This is a genomic window from Streptomyces sp. NPDC048434 (assembly GCF_043200375.1).
GTDB lineage: Bacteria > Actinomycetota > Actinomycetes > Streptomycetales > Streptomycetaceae > Streptomyces.
In genome coordinates this window covers 107,196-132,021 of record NZ_JBICXQ010000004.1, presented here as the reverse complement: position 1 = coordinate 132,021, position 24,826 = coordinate 107,196, and the positions used below count along the sequence as shown (strand labels likewise).

Annotated in this window: 21 protein-coding genes and 4 pseudogenes; 10 read left to right on the top strand and 15 right to left on the bottom strand. The window is 70.9% G+C overall.

Annotated elements, in window-relative coordinates:
• Nucleotides 1–34: 34 nt before the first annotated feature.
• Nucleotides 35–1,024: an ornithine cyclodeaminase family protein gene (locus tag ACGFWI_RS06405; protein WP_393904768.1), complete on the top strand. Its 990-nt coding sequence runs from the start codon at nt 35–37 to the stop codon at nt 1,022–1,024.
• A 216-nt stretch (nt 1,025–1,240) separates the two neighbouring features.
• On the opposite strand, the gene ACGFWI_RS06400 is transcribed toward ACGFWI_RS06405, so the two are convergent.
• Nucleotides 1,241–2,122 carry an alpha/beta fold hydrolase gene (locus ACGFWI_RS06400; RefSeq protein ID WP_393904767.1) on the bottom strand — a complete coding sequence of 294 codons (882 nt, stop codon included), beginning with the start codon at nt 2,120–2,122 and terminating at the stop codon, nt 1,241–1,243.
• A gap of 281 nt (nt 2,123–2,403) precedes the next feature.
• Here ACGFWI_RS06400 and ACGFWI_RS06395 point away from each other — a divergent pair.
• Nucleotides 2,404–3,010: pseudogene (locus ACGFWI_RS06395) on the top strand (chloramphenicol phosphotransferase CPT family protein).
• Nucleotides 3,011–3,799: 789 nt separating this feature from the next.
• Here ACGFWI_RS06395 and ACGFWI_RS06390 read toward each other — a convergent pair.
• Complete coding sequence (locus ACGFWI_RS06390; protein WP_393904766.1) at nt 3,800–4,705, bottom strand: LysR family transcriptional regulator; 906 nt, start codon at nt 4,703–4,705, stop codon at nt 3,800–3,802.
• An 84-nt stretch (nt 4,706–4,789) separates the two neighbouring features.
• On the opposite strand from ACGFWI_RS06390, the gene ACGFWI_RS06385 reads away from it, so the two are divergent.
• The gene (locus tag ACGFWI_RS06385; RefSeq protein WP_393904765.1) at nt 4,790–5,734 is read left to right on the top strand and encodes a PhzF family phenazine biosynthesis protein; all 945 of its coding nucleotides are present in this window, start codon (nt 4,790–4,792) and stop codon (nt 5,732–5,734) included.
• 123 nt (nt 5,735–5,857) lie between these two features.
• On the opposite strand, the gene ACGFWI_RS06380 is transcribed toward ACGFWI_RS06385, so the two are convergent.
• Both ACGFWI_RS06380 and ACGFWI_RS06375 read right to left on the bottom strand, forming a co-directional pair.
• Nucleotides 5,858–6,391, bottom strand: a complete 534-nt coding sequence (locus ACGFWI_RS06380) for a GNAT family N-acetyltransferase (RefSeq protein WP_393904764.1) — start codon at nt 6,389–6,391, stop codon at nt 5,858–5,860.
• 68 nt (nt 6,392–6,459) lie between these two features.
• On the bottom strand, nt 6,460–6,996 hold the full coding sequence (locus ACGFWI_RS06375) for an HAD domain-containing protein (RefSeq protein WP_393904763.1): 537 nt from the start codon (nt 6,994–6,996) through the stop codon (nt 6,460–6,462).
• A 99-nt stretch (nt 6,997–7,095) separates the two neighbouring features.
• Between ACGFWI_RS06375 and ACGFWI_RS06370 the strand changes: the two genes are divergently transcribed.
• A complete protein-coding gene (locus ACGFWI_RS06370) occupies nt 7,096–7,530 on the top strand; it encodes a protein phosphatase (protein WP_393904762.1) in 435 nt (144 codons plus the stop codon).
• A gap of 67 nt (nt 7,531–7,597) precedes the next feature.
• Here the strand turns inward: ACGFWI_RS06370 and ACGFWI_RS06365 are convergent, their stop codons facing one another.
• From ACGFWI_RS06365 to ACGFWI_RS06340, 6 genes and pseudogenes are all read right to left on the bottom strand, one after another.
• A complete protein-coding gene (locus tag ACGFWI_RS06365; RefSeq protein ID WP_393904761.1) occupies nt 7,598–8,890 on the bottom strand; it encodes a globin domain-containing protein in 1,293 nt (430 codons plus the stop codon).
• Between the two features lie 212 nt (nt 8,891–9,102).
• Complete coding sequence (locus ACGFWI_RS06360; protein ID WP_393904760.1) at nt 9,103–9,549, bottom strand: RrF2 family transcriptional regulator; 447 nt, start codon at nt 9,547–9,549, stop codon at nt 9,103–9,105.
• Between the two features lie 129 nt (nt 9,550–9,678).
• Nucleotides 9,679–10,170, bottom strand: a pseudogene (locus tag ACGFWI_RS06355) (ADP-ribosylglycohydrolase family protein); the annotation flags it as partial.
• Nucleotides 10,171–10,342: 172 nt separating this feature from the next.
• Nucleotides 10,343–11,950 (bottom strand): D-alanyl-D-alanine carboxypeptidase/D-alanyl-D-alanine-endopeptidase, encoded by a 1,608-nt coding sequence (gene dacB, locus ACGFWI_RS06350; RefSeq protein WP_393904759.1) that lies wholly within the window; start codon nt 11,948–11,950, stop codon nt 10,343–10,345.
• Nucleotides 11,951–12,167: 217 nt separating this feature from the next.
• Nucleotides 12,168–12,320, bottom strand: coding sequence for a hypothetical protein (locus tag ACGFWI_RS06345; protein WP_393904758.1), 153 nt, complete (start codon nt 12,318–12,320; stop codon nt 12,168–12,170).
• A gap of 149 nt (nt 12,321–12,469) precedes the next feature.
• Nucleotides 12,470–14,290, bottom strand: coding sequence for a TIGR03767 family metallophosphoesterase (locus ACGFWI_RS06340; RefSeq protein ID WP_393904757.1), 1,821 nt, complete (start codon nt 14,288–14,290; stop codon nt 12,470–12,472).
• A 446-nt stretch (nt 14,291–14,736) separates the two neighbouring features.
• Between ACGFWI_RS06340 and ACGFWI_RS06335 the strand changes: the two genes are divergently transcribed.
• Nucleotides 14,737–15,504 carry an HIT domain-containing protein gene (locus ACGFWI_RS06335; RefSeq protein ID WP_393904756.1) on the top strand — a complete coding sequence of 256 codons (768 nt, stop codon included), beginning with the start codon at nt 14,737–14,739 and terminating at the stop codon, nt 15,502–15,504.
• A 232-nt stretch (nt 15,505–15,736) separates the two neighbouring features.
• Here ACGFWI_RS06335 and ACGFWI_RS06330 read toward each other — a convergent pair whose 3' ends face one another.
• Together ACGFWI_RS06330 and ACGFWI_RS06325 are read right to left on the bottom strand one after the other, a co-directional pair.
• Entirely contained in the window at nt 15,737–16,471 is a 735-nt protein-coding gene (locus ACGFWI_RS06330; protein ID WP_393904755.1) for a hypothetical protein, read from the bottom strand.
• Between the two features lie 164 nt (nt 16,472–16,635).
• Entirely contained in the window at nt 16,636–17,148 is a 513-nt protein-coding gene (locus ACGFWI_RS06325; RefSeq protein WP_393904754.1) for a MarR family winged helix-turn-helix transcriptional regulator, read from the bottom strand.
• A gap of 74 nt (nt 17,149–17,222) precedes the next feature.
• Here ACGFWI_RS06325 and ACGFWI_RS06320 point away from each other — a divergent pair, with 74 nt between their 5' ends.
• The 3 genes and pseudogenes from ACGFWI_RS06320 to ACGFWI_RS06310 all read left to right on the top strand — a co-directional run.
• Nucleotides 17,223–17,636, top strand: a complete 414-nt coding sequence (locus ACGFWI_RS06320) for a hypothetical protein (protein WP_393904753.1) — start codon at nt 17,223–17,225, stop codon at nt 17,634–17,636.
• Nucleotides 17,633–19,111 carry an FAD-dependent monooxygenase gene (locus tag ACGFWI_RS06315; protein ID WP_393904752.1) on the top strand — a complete coding sequence of 493 codons (1,479 nt, stop codon included), beginning with the start codon at nt 17,633–17,635 and terminating at the stop codon, nt 19,109–19,111. Before ACGFWI_RS06320 ends, ACGFWI_RS06315 begins: the two co-directional genes overlap by 4 nt.
• A gap of 147 nt (nt 19,112–19,258) precedes the next feature.
• Nucleotides 19,259–19,348 (top strand): annotated as a pseudogene (locus tag ACGFWI_RS06310) (LysR family transcriptional regulator); the annotation flags it as partial.
• 90 nt (nt 19,349–19,438) lie between these two features.
• Here the strand turns inward: ACGFWI_RS06310 and ACGFWI_RS06305 are convergent.
• Nucleotides 19,439–19,750 (bottom strand): annotated as a pseudogene (locus tag ACGFWI_RS06305) (ornithine cyclodeaminase family protein); the annotation flags it as partial.
• 117 nt (nt 19,751–19,867) lie between these two features.
• Here ACGFWI_RS06305 and ACGFWI_RS06300 point away from each other — a divergent pair.
• On the top strand, nt 19,868–20,299 hold the full coding sequence (locus tag ACGFWI_RS06300; RefSeq protein WP_393904751.1) for a GNAT family N-acetyltransferase: 432 nt from the start codon (nt 19,868–19,870) through the stop codon (nt 20,297–20,299).
• A gap of 39 nt (nt 20,300–20,338) precedes the next feature.
• On the top strand, nt 20,339–20,638 hold the full coding sequence (locus ACGFWI_RS06295; RefSeq protein ID WP_393904750.1) for a PASTA domain-containing protein: 300 nt from the start codon (nt 20,339–20,341) through the stop codon (nt 20,636–20,638).
• 31 nt (nt 20,639–20,669) lie between these two features.
• Here the strand turns inward: ACGFWI_RS06295 and ACGFWI_RS06290 are convergent, their stop codons facing one another.
• Nucleotides 20,670–21,818, bottom strand: a complete 1,149-nt coding sequence (locus ACGFWI_RS06290; RefSeq protein ID WP_393904749.1) for a Glu/Leu/Phe/Val dehydrogenase — start codon at nt 21,816–21,818, stop codon at nt 20,670–20,672.
• Nucleotides 21,811–24,765, bottom strand: a complete 2,955-nt coding sequence (locus ACGFWI_RS06285) for an FAD-binding and (Fe-S)-binding domain-containing protein (protein ID WP_393904748.1) — start codon at nt 24,763–24,765, stop codon at nt 21,811–21,813. Before ACGFWI_RS06285 ends, ACGFWI_RS06290 begins: the two co-directional genes overlap by 8 nt.
• Nucleotides 24,766–24,826: the final 61 nt, after the last annotated feature.

The window sequence follows — 24,826 nt, the reverse complement described above, 5'->3', positions numbered from 1 at the left end:
CGGCCGTACCGCTGTGATCAGGAGGTGTAAACGGATGCTGGTACTGGGGCGTTCGCAGGTGGAGGCGTTGCTCGACCTGGATTCGCTGATCGACGCACTGGCGTCGGCGATGACGGACCTGAGCGCCGGCCGCGCTTCCTCTCCGGACCGCGTTGCCGCCCTGGTGCCGGAACGGGAGGGGTTTCTGGCGGCCATGCCGGGCTTTGTACCGTCGGCCGGGGTGCTCATGAGCAAGCTGGTCTCCGTCTTCCCGCACAACGGGGGTACCCCCGTCCCGACCCACCAGGCACTGATCGTCGTCTTCGATCCGCACACCGGAGAGCCCGCGGCACTGCTGGACGGCACGGCCATCACCGCGGCGCGGACCGCTGCCTGTTCGGCGCTTTCCGCGCGCCTGCTGGCCCGCGAGGACGCCTCGGTGCTGGCGGTCCTGGGCACCGGAGCGCAGGCCCGGTCGCATGCCGAGGCGATGTGCCGGGTCCGCCCGATCCGGCACATCCGCGTGGCGGGCCGGGACCGGGCGAAGGCGGCCGCCCTGGCCGACGTCCTGTCCTCCGAACTCCATGTCCCCGCCGAGGCGACAGCCACCTACGCCGAGGCACTCAACGGCGCGGAGATCGCCGCCGCGACCACCCACGCCGTCGACCCCGTGATCCGCCGCTCCTGGCTGACACCGGGCGTGCATGTGACCTCGGTGGGCTTCAACCCGGCCGGCCGGGAGATCGACGACGCCACGGTGGCCGACGCACTGGTGTGCGTCGAGTCACGGCAGGCGGCGCTGGCGCCCTTCCCCGCGGGCAGCAACGACCTGCTGGCCCCTCTGCGCGAGGGCGTCATCACGGAAGCACATGTGCACGCCGAGTTGGGCGAACTCCTCGCGGGCAGCAAACCGGGCCGCTCCTCACCGGACCAGATCACCCTCTACAAGTCCGTCGGAGTGGCAGTGCAGGACGCGGCAGCCGCAGCCCTCGTCGTCGCCGCTGCCCGCGAACAGTCGGCCGGGGCGGACATCCCGCTGGAGTGACACCCGCACCCCGGGGAGCGTCTGCGTACGGCGCGGGCGCGGGCGCTCACCCACCGGGGCTCCATCGGCACCGCGGCAGGCACCGAGGGGATCGGCATCCACACCGCGGCACGCACCGAGGCGGGATCGGCATCCACGTCGTCGACACCGGCCGGTGCCGCACCGGGTGGTGCCGCACCGGGTGGTGAGGGCCGACGAGTCAGACGAGCCGAAGAGTCAGACGAGGGGCCCGACCCGCTCCTGGGTCCCGACGCATCCGTCGCCGAGGAACCTCGCCACGGTCCGGGAAAAGCGGTGGGGATCATCGAGCCACGGAAAGTGGCCACCGCCCGGCTGAACGGCCAGTTCCGCGTCGGGGAACAACTCCGCAATGCCGGCGGCAACGCGGGGAAGCGGGCCGCTGTCCCTTTCACCGGCAAGGACCAGTACCCGCGCGTCCAGTACGGCGAGGGCGGCGCGGGCCGCGGCAGGGTCGAAGGCGCCGGAGGACGCGTAGATCTCCCCCGCTTCGTCATTGCTCTGCGCCACGTCGGTCGCCGCGTGCGCCTGCGCGGTCGCGTCCCAACGGCCGTAGAAGAAAGGGGCAATGGCATCCCAGTCGTCTTCCGTCGCGGAACCGGCCCAGACCTTTTCATAGGCCTCGATCGCGGCACCGAACCACGGCTCGGCCGCACGCAATGCGGCCGCCTCCCGGCGGTGCTCTTCGGTGAAGTCGACACCGAGGGCGCGAGCCCGGGCCGTGATCAGAGTGAGAGTGCGGATGCGCTGCGGATACCGGACCGCGTACAGAAGGGCGAGATCGCCGCCCGCCGAGTGCGTGAGAACGTCGACGCGTTCCAGCCCGAGGTGCTCGCGGAAGGCCTCCACATCGGCCACCTGCCGGTCGCAGCGGTAGGTGGCCGGGTCGACGGGGACACCGGAGTCGCCGGTTCCCCGCAGGTCGAGCATGACCAGCCGCCGGTGCCTCGACAGTCCACCGAGCTCGCCGAGGTAGGCCGAGGCGCGCATCGGCCCACCCGGCAGGCAGAGCAGCGGTTCGCCCTCACCCACGTTGTGGTAGGCGAGTTCAGTCCCGTCGGGAGCGGTGAAGGCAGGCATGACGCAATCCTCAGTACCCGTGACGACCACGGCAAGTGGTTTACGCAAGGCTGACCAAGGCCGACGGGCACGCCCGAGGGATCTCCCTTTTCGACGGCCGGAGGGGCGCCTGGCGCAACTGCCGTGGGTCATGGCAGAGCGCGAGCGGAAACCGGCCGTCGCTGAGCGCGCATCAGGTGTCGGTCCCCCTGCGAGACCATGATGTGCGGATGCCACCCGGAAGTGCGGAACACCAACTGGCGAGCAGCAAAAGACCCGAGATGCCCCACGAAGGCGGAATGATGTCTGAGCCGGCCACCTCCCCGGTCGATGGAGCCGACAGCTCTCCTCACGGGCGCATCATTTTCCTGAACGGCACCTCCAGCTCCGGGAAGTCGAGTATCGCCAAGGAACTGCTTCTGGTCCTGGACGAGCCGTACTTCCATCTTCCCGTGGACGCCTTCCATGCCATGCGGTCCGGCAACGAGCTGCCCTCGGAAGAATTGCCCACCGTTCTCCACCGCACCTGGCTTCCACCGGGCGGTCGCCGGTATGGCTGCGGGTGGCAACAACGTGGTGGTGGACCACATGCTGAGCGAGCCACGGCGTCTGCTGGACTGCCTTGAGCTGTTCCCTCCCAGGGACGTGGTGCTGGTCGGCGTGCGCTGTCCGCTGCAGGAATTGGAACGGCGCGAGAGCCGGCGAGGCGACCGTCCGGTGGGGCTGGCAGCCCGCCAGGTGGAGCAGGTCCACGCCCACGGCCTGTACGACATCGAGTGCGACACCGCCACGACCAGCGCGCAGGACTGTGCGCGGCAGATCAGGGACTTTCTGCCGCGGCAACCGGTCCCCACCGCGTTCGAGCAGCTCAGGGCGATGCTCCGCCCTGAGCTGCCGACCGCCGGCTGAGGCGCCCCACCATCGGGCAACCACGGTCAAGACGCAGGACCGCGCGACCACGCAGGTGCCGCTTCAGCGTCCGTACGTCCGGTGGCACAGCCGCACAAGATCCGGCCGGACGCGGCCGGACGCCATCCGGCACACAAGGCCGGCATCGACGTTCGGGCGAGGCCGCGACGTCCGCGGAAGCTCTCGCGGGGCCGAGGCCGTGGGCTGCCGATGGCGGGGCAGCGTTCGTACCGGCACCGGACGCGGCCTCGACGGCGTGGTGTGAGCGGGGCGGGGCAGCGTCCGTCCGCGGGGCCGTTGCCGTCGGTTCACCGGCGCTGCGTGCCGGGGAGCGGCAGCTGCCTTGTGTAACGTCGAGGGCCGCTTCGACTTCCGCCCCACGGACGCGACATCGACCAGCTGCTCATGCGACGAGCGCCGCGTGGGCAGCACCAGCGGTGAGGGCCGGGCCGGCGCGACCGTGCGTCCGCCCGGTGCGCGACCGGGATCGTGCCAGGGGCCGTCGGCCGGAAGGGACACACAGCTGCTGGTGGCCAGGAGGACGACCGCCGCTGCGGTGAGGCGAAGGAGGAGAGGGCGCACGACCTCACCGTGTCGGAGGCCCGCGGGCTGTCCAAACGACGCGCCGAGCCTCCACGCGGACGAAGGACAAAACCGAACTCTTGTGGGGCTCCTGGGCTGACGGGGAGAGGCGAAGACGGGGAGCAGTGCTCCGGCCGGCCGGCGTACCGTGTACGCCCGCTCACGCACCCTCCTGAGGTCTGACGCTCCTGAGGCGGCGTCACCTCCTCACGCCGCCGCGAAGGTGCGCGTCAGCTCCTCGGCCACGATCTGTGCGCCCGGCGCGAACCACCGTCTCCGGTGCCGGACGAGCTGAACGGGCACGGGCTGGGCCTCGGGGCCGTCCACTGCGGTCAACCGGCCCTCGTGAAGGTGGTGTTCGACCGTCACACGGGGGAGCAGCGTCAGGCCGAGACCGGCGGCGACGCACGACCGGGCGGCATCGATGCTGCCGAACCGGGTGATCCGGGGGTGGGCACCGGGCAGGCCCTGCAAGGTGCGTACGAGCCGGTCACTGTACGAGCACCCCTCCTCGTGGACGAAGAAGCATTCGCCCGCCAACTCGTCCCAGCCGGCCGCCCGTCCGGCCAACGGATGCCCGGGTGCGGCCACATACGTCAGCGGCTCGTCCGCGATCCTGCGGGCCAGCAGATCACTTTCGCCGACCTCCGGCTCCAGCAACAGTGCGATGTCGAGCCGGCCGGTCCGCAGTCCGTCCACCGCCGTGGCCGTGCTGACGGCGTGCAGCTGGACATCCAGGCGAGGGTGTGTGCGCCGCAGGGAAGCGATCACCCCGGGCAGCCGTGAGGAGCACAGCGAATCACCCGCGCCGACGGCGACCTGGCCCTCGGTCGTTCCGCCCGCCATGTCACGCTGCCCGCCGGCCGCAGCCGTCGCGCGGAGCCGGGCCACCGCGTCGAGTACCGCTTCGGCCTCTTCCAGCAGGCGCAACCCGGCCCGGGTCGGGACCGTCCCGGACGGCATCCGGTCGAACAGCGGGGTCCCCAACTCCTTTTCCAGGGTGCGGATCTGGACGGTGACCGTGGATTGCGCGAGATGGAGTGCGCGGGCTGTGGCGGTGAAGCTTCCCGCTCTGGCGAGAGTCACGAACGTACGCAGAAGTCTGGTGTCCACCGGACGTACGGTATCGCGATTCTCGATGGAGTCGAGCATGAACCATCGTTGGACGCGATCGCATCGCGCTGTCATCGTGAAGCCATGACCACACACACCTCCCCCACCGGTCCGAGCCTGAGCCCGGACACCACCGAGAGCTCGGACGCCCTCCACAGCTCGGGCACCGTCGAGGTGCTGCGGTACTCCGCCTTCACCACCGACCCGGCGGGCGGCAACCCGGCCGGTGTGGTGCTCGACGCCGAAGCCCTCGACGACGCGCGGATGCTTGCCATGGCCGCGGAGGTCGGGTACTCGGAGACCGCGTTCGTCACGGCACATGACCTCGCCGCCCGCCGCTACCGGCTGCGGTACTTCAGCCCCCTCGCCGAAGTCGCCTTCTGCGGACATGCCACGATCGCCACGGCCGTGGCCCTCGCCTCCCGCACCGGAACCGGTGAGCTGCTGTTCGACACGCCGGTGGGCGAGATCAGGGTGGGTACGAGCCTCGTCGACGGACTGGTCCGGGCCACGCTCACCAGCGTGCCGGCCCACTCCCACCCGGCCGAGGACACCACCCAGGTCGAGCCGGTGCTGCGGGCCCTGCGCTGGACCAGGGACGACCTGGACGACGGCCTCCCGCCGCACATCGCCTTCGCGGGCAACGAGCATCTCGTGCTGGGAGTCCGGAGCAGGGCACGACTGGCCGCCCTCGACTACGACTTCGACGCGCTGCACGACATCATGCGGCAGCAGGGCTGGACGACCGTGCACCTCGTCCACCGTCCGTCCCCCGACCGCCTCGACTTCCACGCCCGCGACCCCTTCCCGGTCGGCGGCGTCGTGGAAGACCCGGCAACCGGCGCCGCCGCGGCGGCCTTCGGCGGGTATCTGCGCGCACTGGGCCTGGTCACGGAGCCCCTGCGGGTGCACATCCGGCAGGGCGAGGACATGGGCCGGCCCAGCGACCTCTACGTCGACCTCCGCCCCGACGACCCGCGGGTGCAGGTAACGGGGCAGGCCGTCCCCCTCCAGGCTCCGGGTCGGTGAGCCGGGGGTCGAAGGGGAGGTGAGGCCGCCGACCGCGGTGCCGGCCACCGCACTCGGCGGCCCCGCTCCGCCCCGCCACGTCACGTCACAGACGGACGGTGTCGTGGCCTGTGGGGCCGCCGATCACATCGGGAGGGACCGCAGACGTACCGGCCCCACCGGCCAATGTGCCCCGTCGCGCAGTGGGATCCACATGGTCCGCAACGGCATGACCACGGGCCCTTCGGGCTGTTCGACGTGTACCTCCTCCTGCAGCGCCCGCCAGCCGAGGCGTTGGTAGAGGGGGAGGAGGTGCGGCCGGCAGAAGAGGAGTCCGTACTGCGGTCCCATCGTGCGGGCATGTTCCAGGGCGGCCGTGACCACGAGCCGGGCCAACCCGTGTCCCCGCAGGTCAGGAGCGACGACCACCCCGCCGAAGCCCACCACCTGTGTTTCGGCCGAGCCGGCCGAAAGGGGAAGTGTGACCAGACCCGTGTGTGCCACGAGGCGGCCGTCCCGTCTGAGGGCGAAGTGCTCCCGCTTGGGCAGCCAGGTCAGACCGGTCCCGGAGACGCCGAAGGGGTCCTCGTCGTCGCCGACGATCTCACGCAGTTCCGTTGCCGCATACCGCGCGAGCCGGACCACGGTGGGCGGCACTGAAGGCGGATTCGTTGTCATCCTCCGCATCTTGCTGTCCGCACCGGCCGCGGGCAACGCCGGCTTTGCCAGGAGCGTGCCACGGCACGTCAGTTCACCATCCGGCGCAGCCAGTCATCGAGGACGACGAAGTCCGCGTCGGTGAGGCCACGGCGGGGATCGACCCGGTGGAGCAGGGCTCGCTCGCCGTGGTGGGCGGACACCCAGGACCGGTCGATGCCGGTGATCTCGTCGTCGACCCAGGCGAATGGGCGCCCGGCCGCCCAGTCGAGGAGTGTGCGGGTCTTCCAGTGCAGTCCCGCCCGTGCGTCTCGTTCCTCGTCGTCGGAGGGGTCCGGCCACGTCACCATGGGCAGCTCCGGCAGTCCGAGTCGCGGCGCGATGCACTCGTTCGCGTCGGTCATCCACGTCGTTGCCCAGACGAGGCGGCACGGAAGGGCTGCCAGCCTGGGCCCGAGCTCCGGGTTGATCCTGGCCAGCAGAGGATTCGAGCCGGCCTCCGCCGGTTCGTGGCCCGTGCCGTATGTCGGATGCCCGCCCGCACGGTCGTCAGGCGCCGGGCCGAACGGGATGAGGGGGCCGTCGACATCGAGAAAGAGGAGCGGGCGCTCTGCAGAACCGGTCACCGCTGCAAGATAGCGGCGCGTCGGGCGCTGCACCGCGGCGCTGCTCCAGGAGTTCTCACCCTGACTTCGGCCCGCATCGGCCGTCGATAGGGTGCGCGTATGGCTGAGAACTGGAGCTCGTCGGACCCAGGGGTCATGCGGTTCCCCTCGGGCATCCTGGTGCGCGGCCGGGGCCTGCGCCACCCCCTTCCCGCAGGACCGGCGCCAACCTTCGCGATCTATCTTCTCGGCAAGCAGCCTCCGTCGACCGAGTGGGACGCCAGATGGCTGCGCTGGCCTGATTTTCTGCTGCCCGAGGACCGTCGGCAGGCTCGCCTCGTGTTCAAGGAGGCGCTGTCCCGGGCAGCGGACGAACGCGTCGAGGTGGCCTGCGGCGGCGGGCGCGGGCGGACGGGAACGGCGCTGGCCTGCATGGCTGTTCTCGACGGGGTGCCGGCAGACCGGGCCGTAGCCTTCGTCCGTCGGCACTACCACCATCGCGCTGTGGAAACCCCCTGGCAGCGACGCTTCGTACGGCGCTTCGCGGACGCGTAGGCGGGGCCCGCCGGGCCGGAACCGGCCGGCTGCCGGCGGCTGCGGCGCGTTCTCCGGCCGCCGATGGCTATGCCTGGAGGCCGAGATCCGGGCCGAAGACCTCGTAGTGGATGTGCCGGGCCGGCACTCCGGATGCCAGGAGTTGGGCGCGGACCGTCTTCATGAAGGGCACCGGCCCGCAGAGGTACGCGGTGGTACCGGCCGGAATGGCGATCTGCGTCAGATCCATCCGCCCGGTGCGCACGGTCACCGGCTCCGCCGCACCACCCGTCGGCCGGCCGGCCCCCTCATCGCCGTACGGGAGTCCGTCTTCGTACGGGAGTCCGTCCCCGTACCGGAGACCGTCTTCGTACCAGAGTTCCGTTGTCGCGTCGGGGAGTTTGCCGGTGAGCCGGTGGAGATCCGTACGGAACGGATGGGTGGCGGGTGACCGATCGGCGTGGGCGGCGATGACGCGGCGTCGGGAGCCGGCGGCGGCGAGGTGCGCGAGCATGCCGACCATCGGTGTGCAACCGATGCCCGCCGAGGCGAGGAGCAGGGGCCCATCGTCCTCGTCGGAGAGCACCACGTCACCGAACGGCGGGCTCACGCGCAGGGTCTCGCCGCCGTGGACGTGCGCGTGCAGATACCCGGAGACCTCGCCCGCCGGATCGTCGGACGGGGCGCCGGGCCGGCGGGCGGCAGGCACCCGCTTCACGGAGATCTGCAACCCTGCGTCCGGCTGCCCGGACAGGCTGTACTGGCGTATCTGTCGTGCACCGTCCGGGAGTTGCACCTGTACGGAGACATATTGGCCGGGACGGGACGGGGGGACGGGCGCGCCATCGGCCGGCCGCAGGATGAACGTCGCGACCTCGTCGGTCTCCTGAATGCGGGCGGCCACTCGGTAGGGACGCCACACCTCGCCGTCCGGGACGCCCGCCTCGGTCGAGAGCCGCTTCTCGACGGCGATCAGGGCATGGGCCATCAGCCAGTACACCTCGTCCCAGGCGCGTACCACCTCGTCGGTCACCGCGTCGCCGAGCACCTCGGCGATGGCCGCGAAGAGGTGTTCCCGCACGATCGGGTACTGGTCCGCAGGCACCCCGAGAGAGGCATGTTTGTGGGCGATCCGTGTGAGCATGGCGTCGGGCCGGCGCTCCGGGTGCTCGATGAGACGACTCGCGAAGGCGGCGACGGCCCCGGCAAGAGCCTGTCGCTGGCTGCCGTTGGCCTGGTTGCCGCGGTTGAAGAGATGGCGCAGCAGCTCGGGGTGGGCGGTGAAGAGCTTCTCGTAGAAGAGCGCCGTGATCTCACCGATGGCTCCGCTCACGGCGGGGAGGGTGGCACGGACGGTCTCGGCGGACTTCGGTGACAGCATCGACAACTCCGGACTCTTGGGGGAGGGAGAGGGTAATGAAATATGCATCTTGGATTCGTATTTTTGGGGATGAGGTGGACGGGTTGGAGCGCGTGGGGGTGGCGGCCGTGCTGCGGGGGTTCCCGTCCGAGGTGGATGCCTTGCCTTCGGATACCTGCAATCCGTGCCGCGGGCTCGGGTCGATCGACCGTCTTCGGCCCGCGCCGACGCGCTCAGTCCGTGGGGCGCGGCGTCAGGCTGAGCAGGAGCGGCCCGGTCGGGGTTTCGATCAGGTCGGCAACCGAGAGCGGATCGAGCGAGGCGTAGAACGCTTCCTGTGCCGCCCGTAGTGCGCCGCGCAGCCGGCAGCCACCGCGCAACGGGCATGGCGGGTCGTCCTCGCAGCCCACCACGTCATCGACCCCCTCCAGTTCACGGACCAACCGCCCGAGCGAACCCGTACGCCCCGCAGTCGTCAGCGTCAGCCCGCCGCCCCGTCCGCGCCGCGCCTCGACGGCGCCCAGGTGCTGGAGCTTGCTCACCACTTTGGCGGCGTGGGTGTACGGCACTTCGACGGCGCTCGCCACCTCGCGGGTGGTGGGCGCGTCGTCCGTGTCGCCGCGCACCGCGAGGCGCATGGCGATACGCAGGGCGATGTCGGTGCTCTTGGTGAGTCGCACCTCTGCATTCTATAGAAGTGGTATCCAAGATACCAATTAATGGGCAGCGGTGGGGGTCTGGACAGGGGAGGGGGAGGGGGAGGGGTGACGTGAGGGACCTGAGGGAAGGTGTGTGAACGCGGGAAGGTGTCACGCCGTGAGGCGGTGTGCCAGGTCGAGAAGCTCTGGCAGTTTCCGTACGCCTCCGCCGAAGCCCGGCAGGGGCACATGCAGAAGTGCGGTCCAGCGCGCGGGGATCGCGTCCAGGCCGTAGTACGCGCCCGCGAGTCCGCCGGTGACCGCGGCCACGGTGTCGGTGTCGCCGCCGAGGTCGATGGCCGCGCGTATCGCGTCCTCGTATGTGGCCGTGGTGCGCAGGGCCCATACGGCGGAGCCCAGGCAGGGCCAGACAGCTCCGTTGAATTCGGTGGCCTGGTCGGGGTGCCAGCCGGGTGCGAGGACCGTGGCGTAACGCGCGCGGTGGGCGGGGGCGATGAGCGCCACGATTTCAGGGAGGGCGGCGAGGGGATCGGTGTCTTCGAGCGTGACCCGGATGAGTTCGTGGAAGACGGCGGTGCCTTCCCAGGCCGCGCGGTCGCCGTGAGTGAGGGCGGCGATGCGGCGGGCGGCGTTCATGGTGGCCCACCGTCAGGCTCTCGCTGCATGGCTTGAGGCTATCGACGACATGGTGTGGGGCCGGTGGCCCGTATCCCCGTTCGTAATGCATGGGGAGACGGGACACCGCACCGCCCTTTCTCGGGCTGTGGGCAGAGCGCGCCGCGCCGCCACCCGGCCGGTGCGCGGGCCTCGTTGTTCAGTGCCGTCCGGAGGACTGCTGCTGGAGGTAGGCGGCGACATCGGCCACATCGTTGCCGATGGCCAGGACACCGTTGATACCGGCGTTGGGGGTCGAGGCGCCGTTCACTCCGGCGAAGAACACATCGAAGTGGCCCTGGCGCGTCTCCAGATAGCCGGCCGCCGTCTCACCGCCCACGGCCAGCCGGTCGTTGAGGGCGTCACCGCCCGCCGCGGTGCCGGTCTTGGCGAAAACCTTGCCGCGTGACGGGCAGCTGCGGCAGGAGTCCGCCAGGGTCCCGTCGACGCCCAGGATCGGCAGCGAGGTGCGGAAGCGCTGTGCCTCGGGGGTGTGCTGCCAGTACGTCAGGATCTGTGCCACGGCGCGTGGGGTGGTCCGGTCGATCGGGTTGCCGCCGCGGCCGTCGGCGAGCTGTACGGCTTTGCGGTCCACCCGCGCATGGTCCAGGAACGCGGCCAGTACGGGGAAGCCGGCTTCGCAGTTGGGGCTTCCCGTGCTGGTGGCCATCAGACAGACCCCGAGGTTCGCCCCGAGGTTGTGGCTCACCTTGAGGATGAGCCTGGCGTACTGGTCGTACGTGGGGGAGGTGTACCGGGCCACCGTTGGTGCGCCCTGGTAGGTCCTGGGCAACTGCCGGGCCGGGTTGGGGCCGATCGCCTTTGCGCGGACCTCGACCCCGGCCCGTTTCAGTGCCTCGATCACGGCGGTGCGGCCAAAGGCGTTCGGGTCCTTGATCCCGGACACCCGCAGGGCGGGAGCGGAGCCGACGGGGATGGTGCCGGACAGGCGGATACGGGTGCCGTCGGCGGAGCTGCTCACGGCGATGTCGGCCGGTTGGTCCGCCGCGACGGTGCGGACGGAGGACGTGACGTGGTAGGGCGCGACCTTCGGGCGCCACTCCAGGCCGGCCGGGGTGCCCGCCTTGGCGCCGGGGGTCGTCAGCAGATCGATGACGTTGTCGTTGATGATCAGTGGTGTGGGGGTCGGGTCGAGGACGGGGTCCGGCCGGAACAGCCGCGCATCGATGACCACGTCCCCGTCGACCAGACGGATCCCCGAGTTGCGCACCTGCCGGGCCAGGTGGTTGATACCGGCCAGTGGGTCCTGCGGGGTGAGGGTGGCTCCCGGGATGTCGTTGGCGTAGGTGTGGTCGATGGCGGTGAAGGCGACGGTTCCGTCCTTGCGGGTGCGGCCACCGAGGGTCAGGTCGCCCTGCGCGACCAGGTCCAGGTTGCCCTTGAGTGTCGTGTTCCGGCGCTGCCCGACGGCGTGGACCGGCGTGACGAAGCGGTGGCCGCTGCCGAGGGTGTGCCAGATGCCGCTGACGCTGAACAGTTTGGCCGTTGACCCGGGGATGAAGAACTGGTCGGCGAGGCGGGACTGCGTCGCCTTGCCGGTCTCCGGGTTCTGCTGGAGCAGCCCCCACCGGGCATGGCGGTAGTCCGGTTTCCGCAGGACCGAAGTGATCCGCGGGTCGAGCGCTTGGGGTGTGGGGGACGGCGCGACCTGGACCAGCCCGGTGATGACGACGCCGACGGCCAGCACAACGCCCAGGGTACGGACGATGCGTCTGCGCGCGAACCTGTGTGTGACGGAGGGTGACATGCAGACTCCACCGATGGTGTTGATCTGTCGCGTATCTACCGCTATATCCCCCTGAAGGTACTGCTCGCGGCTACCACGGGGACGCAGGTGTCGGCCGGGGTCCCCCGGACGCTCCAGCGCACCGGCCCGCGGGCAGACGAGGAACGCCACCCGCCCTCCGCCGAGCCGCGGTCGAACGGCGCCTCTTGAGGGAGCCTCAGCTACCCCCGGCCCTTCCTCACTCCAGGACCTCCGTGGCACCGGCGCCTTCGAGGAGCTGCACGTTCTTCTCGACGTAGGAGAGTCGTCCCTGTGGGGCGGAGACGACATCTGCCGGTGCCTGGCGCACGACATCGGCGTCGTGCCAGATCAGGGTGAGGGGCGCGGCCACGCCGAAGCCGCCGCACAGGCAGTCCTTGAACGCGTCCCCGTGCCCGGCTGAAGTACGCTCCGGGGCCGATGAGCGCCTCGCTCAGCGCGCGGTGCAAGCCGGGGACGTCCGTGACGAACCGGTGCGGGACCGGTGGCGTCGGTCCCGTCTCACGCCCGGCGGACGAGGAGTTCGGTGTTGCGGTCCGCCGCGGTGCCCGCCATTGCTTCGTGGACGCCGTCGGTCAGTCCGGCGGCGAGGCCGGGAGCGTTGTAGGACAGCTCGCGGTAGAGCGAGGCGAGGCCGACGGCGGAGAGGTCGTCGAAGTCCGTGTGGTGCGGGGCGGCGGATTCGATGAGGGTGGCGAACAGGGACAGTGTCCCGTCGTGGTTGTCCACGAGTTCGATGATCCGCGCATGCTGTGGATAGTCCACGTGCGAGGCGGTGTTGACCTCCCAGAAGGAGCGGGCGGCCGTCGGATGGGCATGCGGCGTGATGTGGTTGACGTGGCTGTGGCCGTTGATCCATGCCACCACGTTCGGGAACCGGCTCAGCAGCGCGATGACCTCCTCGCCGTCGTGCCGCTTCTCCTCCGTGCGGGCCGCGTCGGGGCGCCGGGTCATGCTCGGGCTGTGGTGGTGGCTGAACACCAGGATGTGCGCGTCGTCGGCGCCGGTGTTGCGCACCAGCCGGCCGTCCGCGTCGTAGTGGCGCGAGCTGTGAGCGGCCAAGGTCCGCTCCAGCCAACGGAGTTGCTCGGTGCCCAGCGATCCTTCGTAGTGGCCGCTGCGGTAGGTGGTGTCGATGCTGATGCCGATGACACCCTCGGCGACGGTGAAGGAGTAATACATCTGGTCACCGTCGAGGTGGTTGTCGGTGTAGCCGTGCCCGACCGGTCCCGCTCCGGCGAACGCCGGGTTCAGATGCGCCCGCAGGTACTCGTGGGGCGTGAACATCCGGCGGCGCTCGTCGGCGGTCACGGTGCGCGCGCCGGCGGCGTTACGGCTGAGGATCTCCTTGAGCACGGTGCTCTTGGGGTCGCCGCCGGAGTTCAGCACCTTGGCGAAGGCGGCCACGTCGGCATCCGGCACGGAGAACAGCTTGCGCGCCCCGGTGAGGTAGTCCGCCAGCACGGGGTCCTGCGGGGCCAGACAACCACCCGGCAGGTCGTCGTGGTTGCCGGGTGTCGAGTACCAGGGAAGCCGCAGGCCGGGGCTGACGACCGGGCGCATCGCGGCTTCGAGGTAGCCGGGTATCGGCGGCAGGCCGCGTCTCTTGTCCTGGTCGCGCAGGCTGTCGTCCGGGTGCCAGTACAGCGCGAGGCCGGAATTCTGTACGCCCTCGTACGACGTCGGGTCACCGGTGTTGGGCGTGATGCGGCCACCGCTCATGAGGGTGAGGAACCACTCCAGCTCCACCATCGAGTGGTTGTCGATGTTGTCACCCGTGGACATGACGAAGGCCGGCGGCCGGCCGGTGTGCGGTCCGCCGCGGACCGCGTTGGCCTGTTCCACCAGCGACACCGAACCGGCCACCGACAGCGCCTCCTGCGCCCGCCACGATCCCGGCGATCCGGCGCGCAGGTACTCGGTGCGCAACGGGCTCTGGACATCGGCCACATGGAGGTCGGTGAACTGGACGAAGCACGCCAGGGCGGTCCGCCGGTCCTGGCGCCCGGCCGCGGCGGAGGCGATGTCACCCCGGACGACCAGGGGCCATCCGGGACCGGAGGTGATCCGGCGGTAGCTGCCGCTGCCGGCGAGAGTGGCCGCGGTGTCCAGCGTGGTGGCTCCGTACGGTGCCGACCGCCGCGCACCGGAGCGGACCGGCGACGTATCGGTGAGGGGCTGTGCGGGTGCGGCGGCCGGGGCCGCGCTGCTGCCGCGCTGACTCGGCAGTGCCCAGGCGGCACCGGCTCCGGCGACGGCGGCACCGGAGCTGAGGAGGAAGCGACGACGGTTGGTGGGGATGTGGGTTTCAATTCCGGCCATGAGGCCCTCCGTGCCGTGGCCGGTGTGCCTGACCACAGCGATGTCACCAAGCGGAATATCTCATTCCAGAGCTTGGGCGGTGAGCGTGACCAGCAGCTGAACGGGCTCGGAACTGGGCACACCCATTGCCCGTCGGTACGGTCCGCTGCCCGGAGGGCCGTGGCGACCGGCCTGCCGCCCTACTCCGGGCGCCTCCGACGGCCCTCCTCGGTCCGCCGTTGCCTCCGGCGGGCCGGTCGTTGAGAGGCCGTTCACGAGCCCGAGGCCGAGCGCGAGGCCGATCGCCAGGCAGAGGCCGCGTGCGGATCCCATGGCCCGGCCCGCCTCACGTCATGTACATCTGGCACAGGGAAATCCGCAGCCCGCTGACGGCGATGCCGATGGCGGCACGCGGGAACGGTCTCCCGCCCCGCAAGGTCCCCCATCTCCCCATGGCAGGAGAGGTCATGCCCACTAGCGCCGCCCCGGTCCGGATCACGTCCTATGGCGCCCGCTGGGGTGCCCCGCCCCGGCATGACGCCGGCGCACTCGTACTGGACGTCCGTGACCGGATGTGGGACCCGGCCGACACCGCCGTCACCGCGTCCCTGGTCCCGCTGACGGGACTGGACCCCGCGGTCCGTGACTATGTCCTGTCCGGCCCGGACGCGCGGCTGACCGTCGAGCGCACCGGCCGTCAGGTACTCGCCCTGCACCGTGCCGCCGCCGAGGAAGCGGTGCATCTGTACGTCGCCTGCTGGTACGGCCGCCACCGGGCTCCGGCCGTCGCCCGGGCGGTCGCCGACTGGCTCGCCGAACGCGGCACCGCCGCCGAGGTCGAGCACCGCGACATCGCCCGCCCGCTGATCCACCGCGAACCCGCCAAGCAACTGGAGGCCTGCGTCTTCTGCCGCATCGCCGCCGGCACCGCGCCCGCCCAGCTCGTCCGTGACTGGCCGGACGCCGTGGCGATCGTGCCGCGCCGCCCGGTCACCCCCGGCCATCTCCTGGTCGTCCCGCGCCGCCATGTACGGGACGCGACGACCGATCCGGCCGTGACCGCCGAGGTGATGCAGCGCGCGGCGGAGCTGGGCGCGGAACTGGCGGGCGACCTGAACATCATCGCGGCGGTCGGTCCGGCGGCGACGCAGACGGTCTTCCACGCCCATGTCCATCTGGTTCCCCGACGTCACAGTGACGGCCTGTCACTGCCCTGGAATCCCCAGCCGCTGTGACGGCGTGAGGGGCCGACGGCCTGCGCGGAGGGCGGCGCTAGTATCTCCGTCCGGATGCTTCGGCGGGGAGCGCGGATGAGCGGGGGGACAACGGATCGTGGCACGGGTGGAGTTGTCGTACACACCGACGGTCGAGGATTTCCGCGAGGCGCTGAGCGCCCGAGCGAAGGTCTCGGTGTCCTTCCGTCGTACGCGCCTGCTGATGGAGCTGGAGCATGGCCGGTGCCGCTCGTCACCGCGCGCTGTCGGCCACCTTGCCCTCTTCGTCGGTCCGGGACGCGCGGTGGCCCAGGTTGAGGGCGGTGGCGAGGTCGACGGACGGGTCGAGGGCGGCGTCGATACGGACGTGCAGCAGCGGTCCGCCGCCGGTGAAGCACCTGGTGCCGAGGGCTGCGTTGAGCCTGGCGGCGGCGGCCGCGGTGACGGTGATGCCGGTGTCCATACGCAGAACGGCGGCCTCGGGGTCGACGGATGACGTGGTGCGGGGCCGGGTGAAGGTGCCCAGAGTGGCCTTCCGGCCCCGGTCCAGGGCGGCGTTGAGGGTGCCTTGGGTGAGGTCGCCGACCAAGCCGGTGACCTTGACGACCTTCTTCGTCTTGATGTTGATCAGCGCGATACCGGCACGGGTGAACCGGAGCTCGCCGCCGACCTTGCCGCCGCTGTTGGTGACGACACCGCTCTTGATGCCCAGACGCACGCTGCCGGTGGAGTAGTGCGGGCTGATCTCGCCCTGGGTGTCGATCTCCGCGATCGCCACACCGCGGGCCTTGAGCGCGGCGAGGAGCGTCGGGGGCGCGTCGAAGCGGGCCGAGCCGCCCTCGACGGGGACCTCGGTGTTTCCGGCGAGGCGGGTGGCGGCCCGGCCGCCGGACGGCGCGGTGGAAGGGCGCGCCGGGGCAGGGGCGGCGGCGAGAAGAGCAGTGGTGAGCGCCAGAACGGCAGCCGTGGGGAGATGGCGAGCGCGCATGCATGTCCCTTTCTCCGGTGGGACCGAGTGCTGCGGAGCACCCGATTCCGTGCTGGAGCGGTCACTCTACGTGCTCGTCGTGCCGGTTCGGCGGCGGCCGTGGCGCGCCGGGCCGGGTCGTACGCCGCCCAGCCCTACCGTGGCGAGGAGGCGGAGCACCCCGGTCAGGGGTGACGTCCCTCCAGGCTGATCAGCAACGTGCGCATCGCGGCATTGAGCTCGTGCTGCTGCTCGTGCGTGAACGCGGCGAGCAAGGTGCGTTCGGCCTCGGTCTTGGTGGCGAAGACCTGCAGCGCGCGGTCGAGGCCACGCTCGGTGAGCGTGACGAGAACGCTGCGGCGGTCCTCCGGGTCGAGTTCTCTGCTGACCCACCCTTTGGCTTCGAGGCGGGAGACGCGGTTGGTGACGGCTCCGGTGGTGAGCTGCATCTGCTCCATCAGGTCCTTGGCGCTGAGGCGATGGCGGGGCGCGGCCCTGCGCAGACAGGCCAGTAGCTCCAGTTCCCACAACTCGATCCCGTGTCGCGCCAGTTCGCGCTTGAGCTCGATCTCCATGTGGTGCGCCACCCTCCGCAGGCGATACACCAACGCCTTGGACTCCAGGTCGGCCGGGTCGTGCGCGGCGGAGATGACGTCGATCATGCCGTCGACGCGGTCGCGGGGCGAGCTTGTGGTCACACATCGGATCCTAGCAGCGCGTTGACTGAAAGGCGAACATTAATTATCTTCACGTTAAGCAATTAGGAGGAGCCATGACGCGCACCGCGCGGGAAAAGCTCGGCCAAGTCGTCACCGTCGCCGGAATGGCGGCGGCCCTGCCGTCGGTCTGGCAGACCGTCACCCACATCACGGATGACACCTATCGGGCGCCCGAGGCGCGGGACGGCGCGGGCCATGTGCAGTACCACATGGCCCGCGAGGCCCTGATCACCGTGGGAAGCCTGACGGCCATCGGCATCGGCGTTCTCGCCGGGCCGCGGCGCGGCCGGTCGTTGTGGGGCGCGATGGCGGCCGCCGGGGCCGGCTTTGCGGCGGCGATGTGGTCCGGAGGCCCCACGACGGGTGTCTGGGCACCCAACGAAAAGGCGCTCACGGTGCACCTCGCCTCCACCGCCGGTCTCGCCGCGGGTATCTGGCTGTTGCGCCCCGGGCGGGGGCGTCGATGAGCGTCGAGGTGATCGTTGCGGGAGGCGGGCCGGTCGGCCTGCTGACCGCTGCTCTGCTGGACGCCGCGGGGGTCACCGTGGAGGTACTGGAGCGCAGGGCCGGTCAGAGCGAGAACGCCAAAGCCACCGCGGTGCACCCCCGGACCCTGGAGGTCCTCACCCTGCTGCGCACCGAAGGCGGCCGGCGGCTCTCCGACGTACTGGTCTCGCTGGGGCGCCCCGTACCGAGCGCGCACTTCGCCGCACTGCCCGCCATGCTCGACTACACGAAGCTCGACACGCCCTACCCCTTCGTGCTGATGGTCCCGCAGACGACGACCGAGCGAGTGCTGGCGGACCACCTCCGCAGCCGCGGAATACCAGTGCATTACGGTGACGACGTCACCGGGTTCACCCAGGATGCCGACGGGGTCCGGGTGACCGTCAACGGCCGGGTGCGCGAAGCCGGTTACCTGGTGGGCGCCGACGGCGCGCGCAGCCTCGTACGACGGCAAGCCGGCATCGACTTCCAGGGGACCCCGCCGTCCATGGTGGGATTCGTCGCCGACGTCACCCTGACCGATCCTCCGGACGGCGTCGCGCACTACTGGGACCACCGGCGCGGTCAGATCAGTGTCGTCCCCCTCCCCGACGGTAGGCACCGGGTGTTCGGCACCGAAGCCGCGGACACCGGGCTCACCCCCGACCAGGTACGCGCACGCCAGGCGCGGGCACTGACCGTCGACGAACTGCGCGCCCTCCTGCACCGGATGACCGGCAGTGACCACGGACTGCGCGAGGCGCTGTGGCTGTCCACGGCCAATGACACGACGCGGCACGCCGTGAAGTACCGCAGGAACCGTGTCTTCCTGGCCGGCGACGCGGCACATGTCCATCTGGCCGCAGGCGGCCAGGGGATGAACGTCGGCCTACAGGACGCGGCGAACCTGGCGTGGAAGCTGGCGGCCGAGATCCAGGGCTGGGCCCCGACCGTGATCACCGAGGGAGCGGCCGGCTACGAGAGCGAGCGCGCCCCGGTCGCCGTCAAGCTGGCCGGCAACACGCTGGCTCAGGCGGCCCTGATGACCACCTTCAGCCCGGCGGGTGCGGCGCTGCGTGACCTGATGAGCGGGCTGATCGCCAAGGGCGGCGAGACGGCGGACGACCTGACCGCCTGGTTGTCCGGCCTCGGCCTGTCCTATCCCCCTCCTGCCCCGGGGCACCCGTTGGACGGCTGCCGCGCGCCCGACCTGGAACTGTCGGACGGCACCGTGCAACGCCGGCTGGCGGTCGACCGCTTCCTCCTCGCCGACTTCACCCCGGACGCCGTCTTCGGGCCCCTTCGCTCGGCCCGGGTCGAGGTTGCCGGGGCACCGCCGTGGTCGGGGCTGTCCGCCGCGCTGATCCGGCCGGACGGCTATATCGCCCGCGCCTGGACCGGCCCCGATGTCGAGGAGGTGGCCGCGGCGCTCCGCTCCTGGACGACCGGCCCCTAAGCGCCCGGGGCGCCGCCCGTTCCCTCGCGCCGGGCGGCGCCCCGTACACCGGAGCGCCGTGGGCTTCGGTCACGCCAAGGGCGGCGCGAGCCGGTGGCCACGAACCACGGACCCGCACCCTGCCGCCATGAAGCGCCGGCCGGAGCGGCCGTCCTGTCGTGGACCTCCGACGACAACACCGTCCGCCTGCCCGCCACCCGCATCCAGCCGATGGCCGCCGCGGACGTCGTCGACGCGCGTGACGATCGGCATTCCTCACACGGGCGGTGTGGCGGCGGTCAAGAGAGCAGATCGGTCGTGGTTCCGATGCCGCGCCGTTCCGCACACCGAGGTGACGGTGGCGGAATCCATCAGCGCGAGGACCTCTCCGTCCCTGCCGCTGTGGAGACAGATCACTCCCCGCAGAGCAGGCCGGGCACCCGGGAATTTGGCGTTCACCTTCACCGTGTACGCGTCGATACCGGGCAACAGGCCAGGGATCAGAGCCGTGGCCGTGCCGGGGAACGGCAGATCCGTGCGCACGCGCTGCCCGGCGACGGGCGAGGCGTCGGCGCGGCGGAACCCCTCGCGCAACGCGGCGGTGCAGGACTCGGGATCGAGCACGGCCTGCAGATCACTTCGGGTCAGTATGCGGGTCATGGTGATGATTCCCAACTGGCTCTCGGTGCGTGGCGTTGAGGGAGGGTTCCCCGGCCCGGGGAGCTCTTGTGACCTCTCCGTCCATGGAAGAGATGCCTCGTACTACCATGCACGATCATGATTGCGCGAAGGGAGGACGGATACGAGATCGCCCTCGATCCGGACCGTCTCGACATCGACTTGATTCATCACTGGCTTTCGACCGATGCGTTCTGGGCGCTGGGACGCAGTCGCGAAACGGTTGAGCAGTCCGTGCGTGCATCTCTGAATTTCGGTCTCTACGACGTCCATGGCGCCCAGGCTGCGTATGCGCGTGTGGTCACCGACCTGTCGACGTTCGCCTGGCTCTGCGATGTCTATGTCGCTCCCGCGCACCGCGGCAGAGGCCTCGGCACCTGGCTGGCCGGGGCGATCCGCGATCACCTCGCCCCCTACCGGCTGAAGCGGGTGCTGCTGTCCACCCTCGATGCTCACGAGGTCTACGCCAAGGCCGGCTTCGTACCCTTCCCGCATCCTCAGAATCTGATGATCCTGGACCCGGGACAGTGAGCTCCCGAGGTGACCGTTGCGCGCGGTGATCGTTCTCCGGTGGTGAACAGAATCGTCACTGCCTCGGTCCTCTCCCTCTGCTGCCTGGTGCCGGCTGCTTCGGCTCATGCCGACGGCCCCGAGAAGATGCCGCAGGTGGCGGGCCATCGGCTGGTCTCCGCCTACGAGGCTCTCCATTACGACACCTCCGTCCAGCTCAAGGACGGGCGCGGCGCCGGCCGCCATGTGCTCTGGCCGGCGGGCTGGAAGGTCTGTGCGCAGAGTCCGGCGGCGGGCACCCCTCTGCAGGGCCGGAGGGTCACGCTCACCGTCGTCAAGAGCGAGGAGTCGTGCCCGTAGAGGTACGCCGGGCCCGATCCGCCGGGCCGTATCAGCCGCGTGGGATGCGCCCCTTGCTGTGCATGGCTGTTCGGACGCGTTCCTCGGCCAGGCGCCGGCCGGCGGCGTGCGGGGTGATGTGCTGCAGCCGGGCCGCGTCCAGGACGGTCATGGTGTTGGCGCGCAGCCGCGTCGAGACCGTCTCGACAATGGTGGACGTGTCGGGCCGGAAGCCGGAGTAGCGGGCGTCCATCGCGAAGGCGGCCGCGACGACGCCGCCGGCGTTCGCCACGAAGTCGGGGAGCAGCGTGATGCCACGCTCCGCGAGGATGCTCCGGGCTTCCGCTGAGGTGGGCAGATTGGCGCCCTCCACAACGAGCTTCGCCTTGATGTCGGGCGCGGTGGTGCGGTCGATGACGTCCTGCAGAGCGGCGGGCACCAAGATGTCGCAGTCCACGGTGAGTTCGCCGCCCGGAGCGAGCCGGGTGCCGGGGGAGTGGCGGGTGACGAAGCGGTCGCCGTGCTCCTCGCGCGCCGCCAGAAGAGCGTCGACGTCGAGACCGCTGGGGTCGTACAGCGCCCCGTGGGCGGTGGACACCGCCACGACGGTGGCACCGAGTTCGGCGAAGCGGCGGGCCGCCGCGCTGCCGACCGCGCCGAAGCCCTGGAGGGCGACCCGGGAGCCGGCCATCGGCAGCCCCTGGTGCCGTGCCGCGGCGTCGGCGGCCTCGGCAACGCCGTAGCCGGTGACACCGAGCTTGTCGTAGGCCACGCCGCCGAGATGCTCGGGGGTGCCGACGGCGGCGCCGCGGTCGCCCAGCTCGTCCTGGATGATGGCCGCGTCATCTTCGGTCAGGCCCATGTCGAGCCCCATCACATACTCGCGGGGCACCTCGTTGGACAGTGCGCGGGCGAAGGCACGCAGCACCGCCTCCTTGTCGCGGGAGGCCGGGTCCGCGACGATGCCGGCCTTCGCTCCGCCGTAGAAGAGGTCGACGGCGGCCCACTTCCACGTCATGACACGGGCCAGCCGGGACACCTCGTCGACGGTCACGCCGGGGCTCATGCGGGTGCCGCCCTTGCCGATGCCGCGAGCGGTGTTGTCGATCACCAGGACGCCCTTCATGCCGGTGCGCCGGTGCGAGACGACGACGATCTTCTCGGGGCCCCACTCGTCGACGAGAGAGAGTGCATCAGTCACGGGTGTGTTCCTTGTCGGTAGGAAGGGACGGGAGCGCGGGTCGGGCGGAGGTGTCGGCCGGGGGCAGCGCCTGGGCGATCAGCTCGGCGAGATGGGTGCCGCCGCGACGGGTCTGCTGGGCGATCTGGGTGCGGCAGCTGAAGCCGTCGGCCAGGATCTGTGTGCCGGCTGCGGCCGAGCGCACCGCGGGGAGCAGTACCTGTTCGCCCGCGGCGACCGAGACGTCGTAGTGGCCGCGTTCGAAACCGAAATTGCCGGCGAGGCCGCAACAGCCCGAATCGAGCGTGGTGTTGTCGACTCCCATGCGGGCCAGCAGCGCTGCGTCGGCGCTGAAGCCGGAGGTGGCGTGCTGGTGGCAGTGGGTCTGGCTGATCGAGCGGGCCTCGATCCGCGGGGGCTGCCAGCCGGGCGTGTGGTGGACGAGGAGTTCGGCGAGGGTGCGGGTGGTCCGGGCGAGGGCGCGGGCGTCCGCGTTGCCGTCGAGGAGTTCGGGGAGGTCGCTCTTGAGGGCCGCGGTGCAGCTCGGCTCCAGTCCGACGACGGGTGTGCCGGCATGGACCGCGGGAGCCAGCGCGGCGACGGTCCGCCGGGCGATACGGCGGGCGATGCCGAGCTGGCCGGTGGTGATCCAGGTGAGCCCGCAGCACTGTGTGCCCTCGGGGACCTGCACCCGGAATCCGGCGTGCTCCAGCACGGCCACGCCGGCTTTGAGGACATCGGGGCTGAAGTGGTTGTTGAACGAATCGACCCACAGCAGGACCGGTCCGCGCCGGCCGTCGCCCCGGGGAGTGCGGCGGCGGAACCAGGCCAGGAAGGTCTGATGGGCGAAGCGTGGGAGGTCCCGCTCCGCGGCGATGCCGCCGAGCCGTTTGACGGCGGGGGCCAGGCGGGAGGAGGTGAGCGCGTTGACCGGACCGGGGATCCGGGCGGCCAGCCGTGACAGCAGTGGCAGCCAGCCCATGGTGTAGTGCGACGCGGGGCGCAGGCGTCCCTTGTAGTGGTGGTGGAGGAACTCCGACTTGTAGGTGGCCATGTCCACCCCGACGGGGCAGTCGGCGCTGCATCCCTTGCACGACAGGCACAGATCGAGGGCGTCGCGGACCTCGGTGGAACGCCAGCCGTCGGTGATCACCTCTCCCTGGGTCATCTCGTACAGAAGACGGGCGCGGCCGCGGGTGGAGTCCTTCTCGTCCAGGGTGACCCGGTAGCTGGGGCACATCACATCACCGCGATGCTCGGCGGAGCGGCACTTGCCGACGCCGACGCAACGGCGGGTGGCCTTGGCGAAGTCGCCGTCATCGGCGTGGAAGGGGAAGACGGTGGCCAGCGGCAGGGGGGTGCGGTGCGGGCTGACCCGCAGATTGCCGTCGACGGGCAGCGGCTGCACGATCATGCCCGGATTGAGGCCGTTGTCGGGGTCCCAGATGTTCTTGAATTCCTCGAACAGGGCGAGGACGTCGGGTCCGTACATCAGGGGCAGCAGCGCGGAGCGGGCCTGGCCGTCGCCGTGCTCGCCGGACAGCGAGCCACCGTGTGCGGCGACCAGCCGGGCGGCGTCGGAGAGGAAGGCGCGGAAGACGGCGGTGCCCTGCTCGGTGGTGAAGTCGAAGTTGATCCGGACGTGCAGACAGCCTTCGCCGAAGTGCCCGTAGACGGCGCCCTGCAGCTCATAGCGGTGCAGCAGAGCGGTGAACTGGCGTAGATAGGAGCCCAGTTGGTCGGGCGGGACGGCCGCGTCCTCCCATCCGGGCCAGGCTTCGGAGCCGTCGGGCAGGCGGGTGGCCAGGCCCGCGCCGTCCTCGCGGATCCGCCACAGCTCACGGGCGCGCACGGGATCGGTGATGACCTCACTGCCGGTGCAGCCGGCGGCCCGGTGCGCGCTCTCGGCCAGCGCCTCGGCCTCCTGGGACAGCGTGTCCGCCGGACCGCCGAGTTCCGCGAACAGCCAGGCCTGTGCGGTCGGCAGGGTGTCGATGGCGGCCCTGGTCCCGGGCCGGGTGACGATGTCGGTCAGCGCGCGATCGAGTCCCTCCAGGGCCAGCGGCTCGTGCCGGAGCAGCACGGGGACCGCATCGGCCGCGGCGCCGGCGTCCGAGAAGCCGAGGACGACCAGGGCCCGTGCGGGGGGAGGCGTCAGCAGGCGGACGGTCGCCGAGAGGACGACGGCCAGTGTGCCCTCGCTGCCGACCAGGGCTCTGGCGAGGTTGAAGCGCCGCTCGGGCAGTAGCTGTTCCAGCGCATAGCCCGACACCTGCCGCGGAAACTGCCCCAGCTCGGTGCGCAGCGTCGCCAGATTGCGCTGGGCGAGGCCGTACAGGGAGGCGATCAGCTCTCCGCGGTCGTCTCCCGCGGCAATGGCCGCGTCGATCTCCTCACGGGTCATCTCGCCGAGCCGGACCACCGTGCCGCGGTAGGTGGCCACTTCGAGTTCCACGATGTTGTCCGCGGTGCGTCCCCAGGCGAGCGAGTGCGAACCGCAGGCGTTGTTGCCGATCATGCCGCCGAGGGTGCAGCGGCTGTGCGTGGAGGGGTCGGCGCCGAACAGCAGGCCGTGCTCGGCGGCAGCTTTCTGCAGTGCGTCCAGCACGATGCCGGGCTGCACGGTCGCGGTCCGGGTGTGCGCGTCGAGCGCGGTCAGCCGGTGGAAGAAGCGGGAGAAGTCGAGCACCACGCCCGGCCCGACGGCCTGCCCTGAGGTGCTGGTGCCCGCGCCGCGTGCGGTGACCGGCACCCCCAGGCGACGGCACACACGGAGTGTGTTGAGGACGTGCTGCCGCTCGCGGGGGAAGACCACGGCGAGCGGGATCCGGCGGTAGTTGGAGGCATCGGACGCGTACTGTGCCCGGTGCCCGGCATCGCCGGCGACCTTGCCGCAGTCCCCGCGGTCGAGGGCTTCGGCCACAGCTGCCGCGTCGAGGCCGCCGAGGCCCTGCGCTGTCGTGGTCACCGTGCTCGCTCCTTCGTGCTCACCGGTCATGTTCCGCCTGGTCCCGTCCACGATGTGGGCC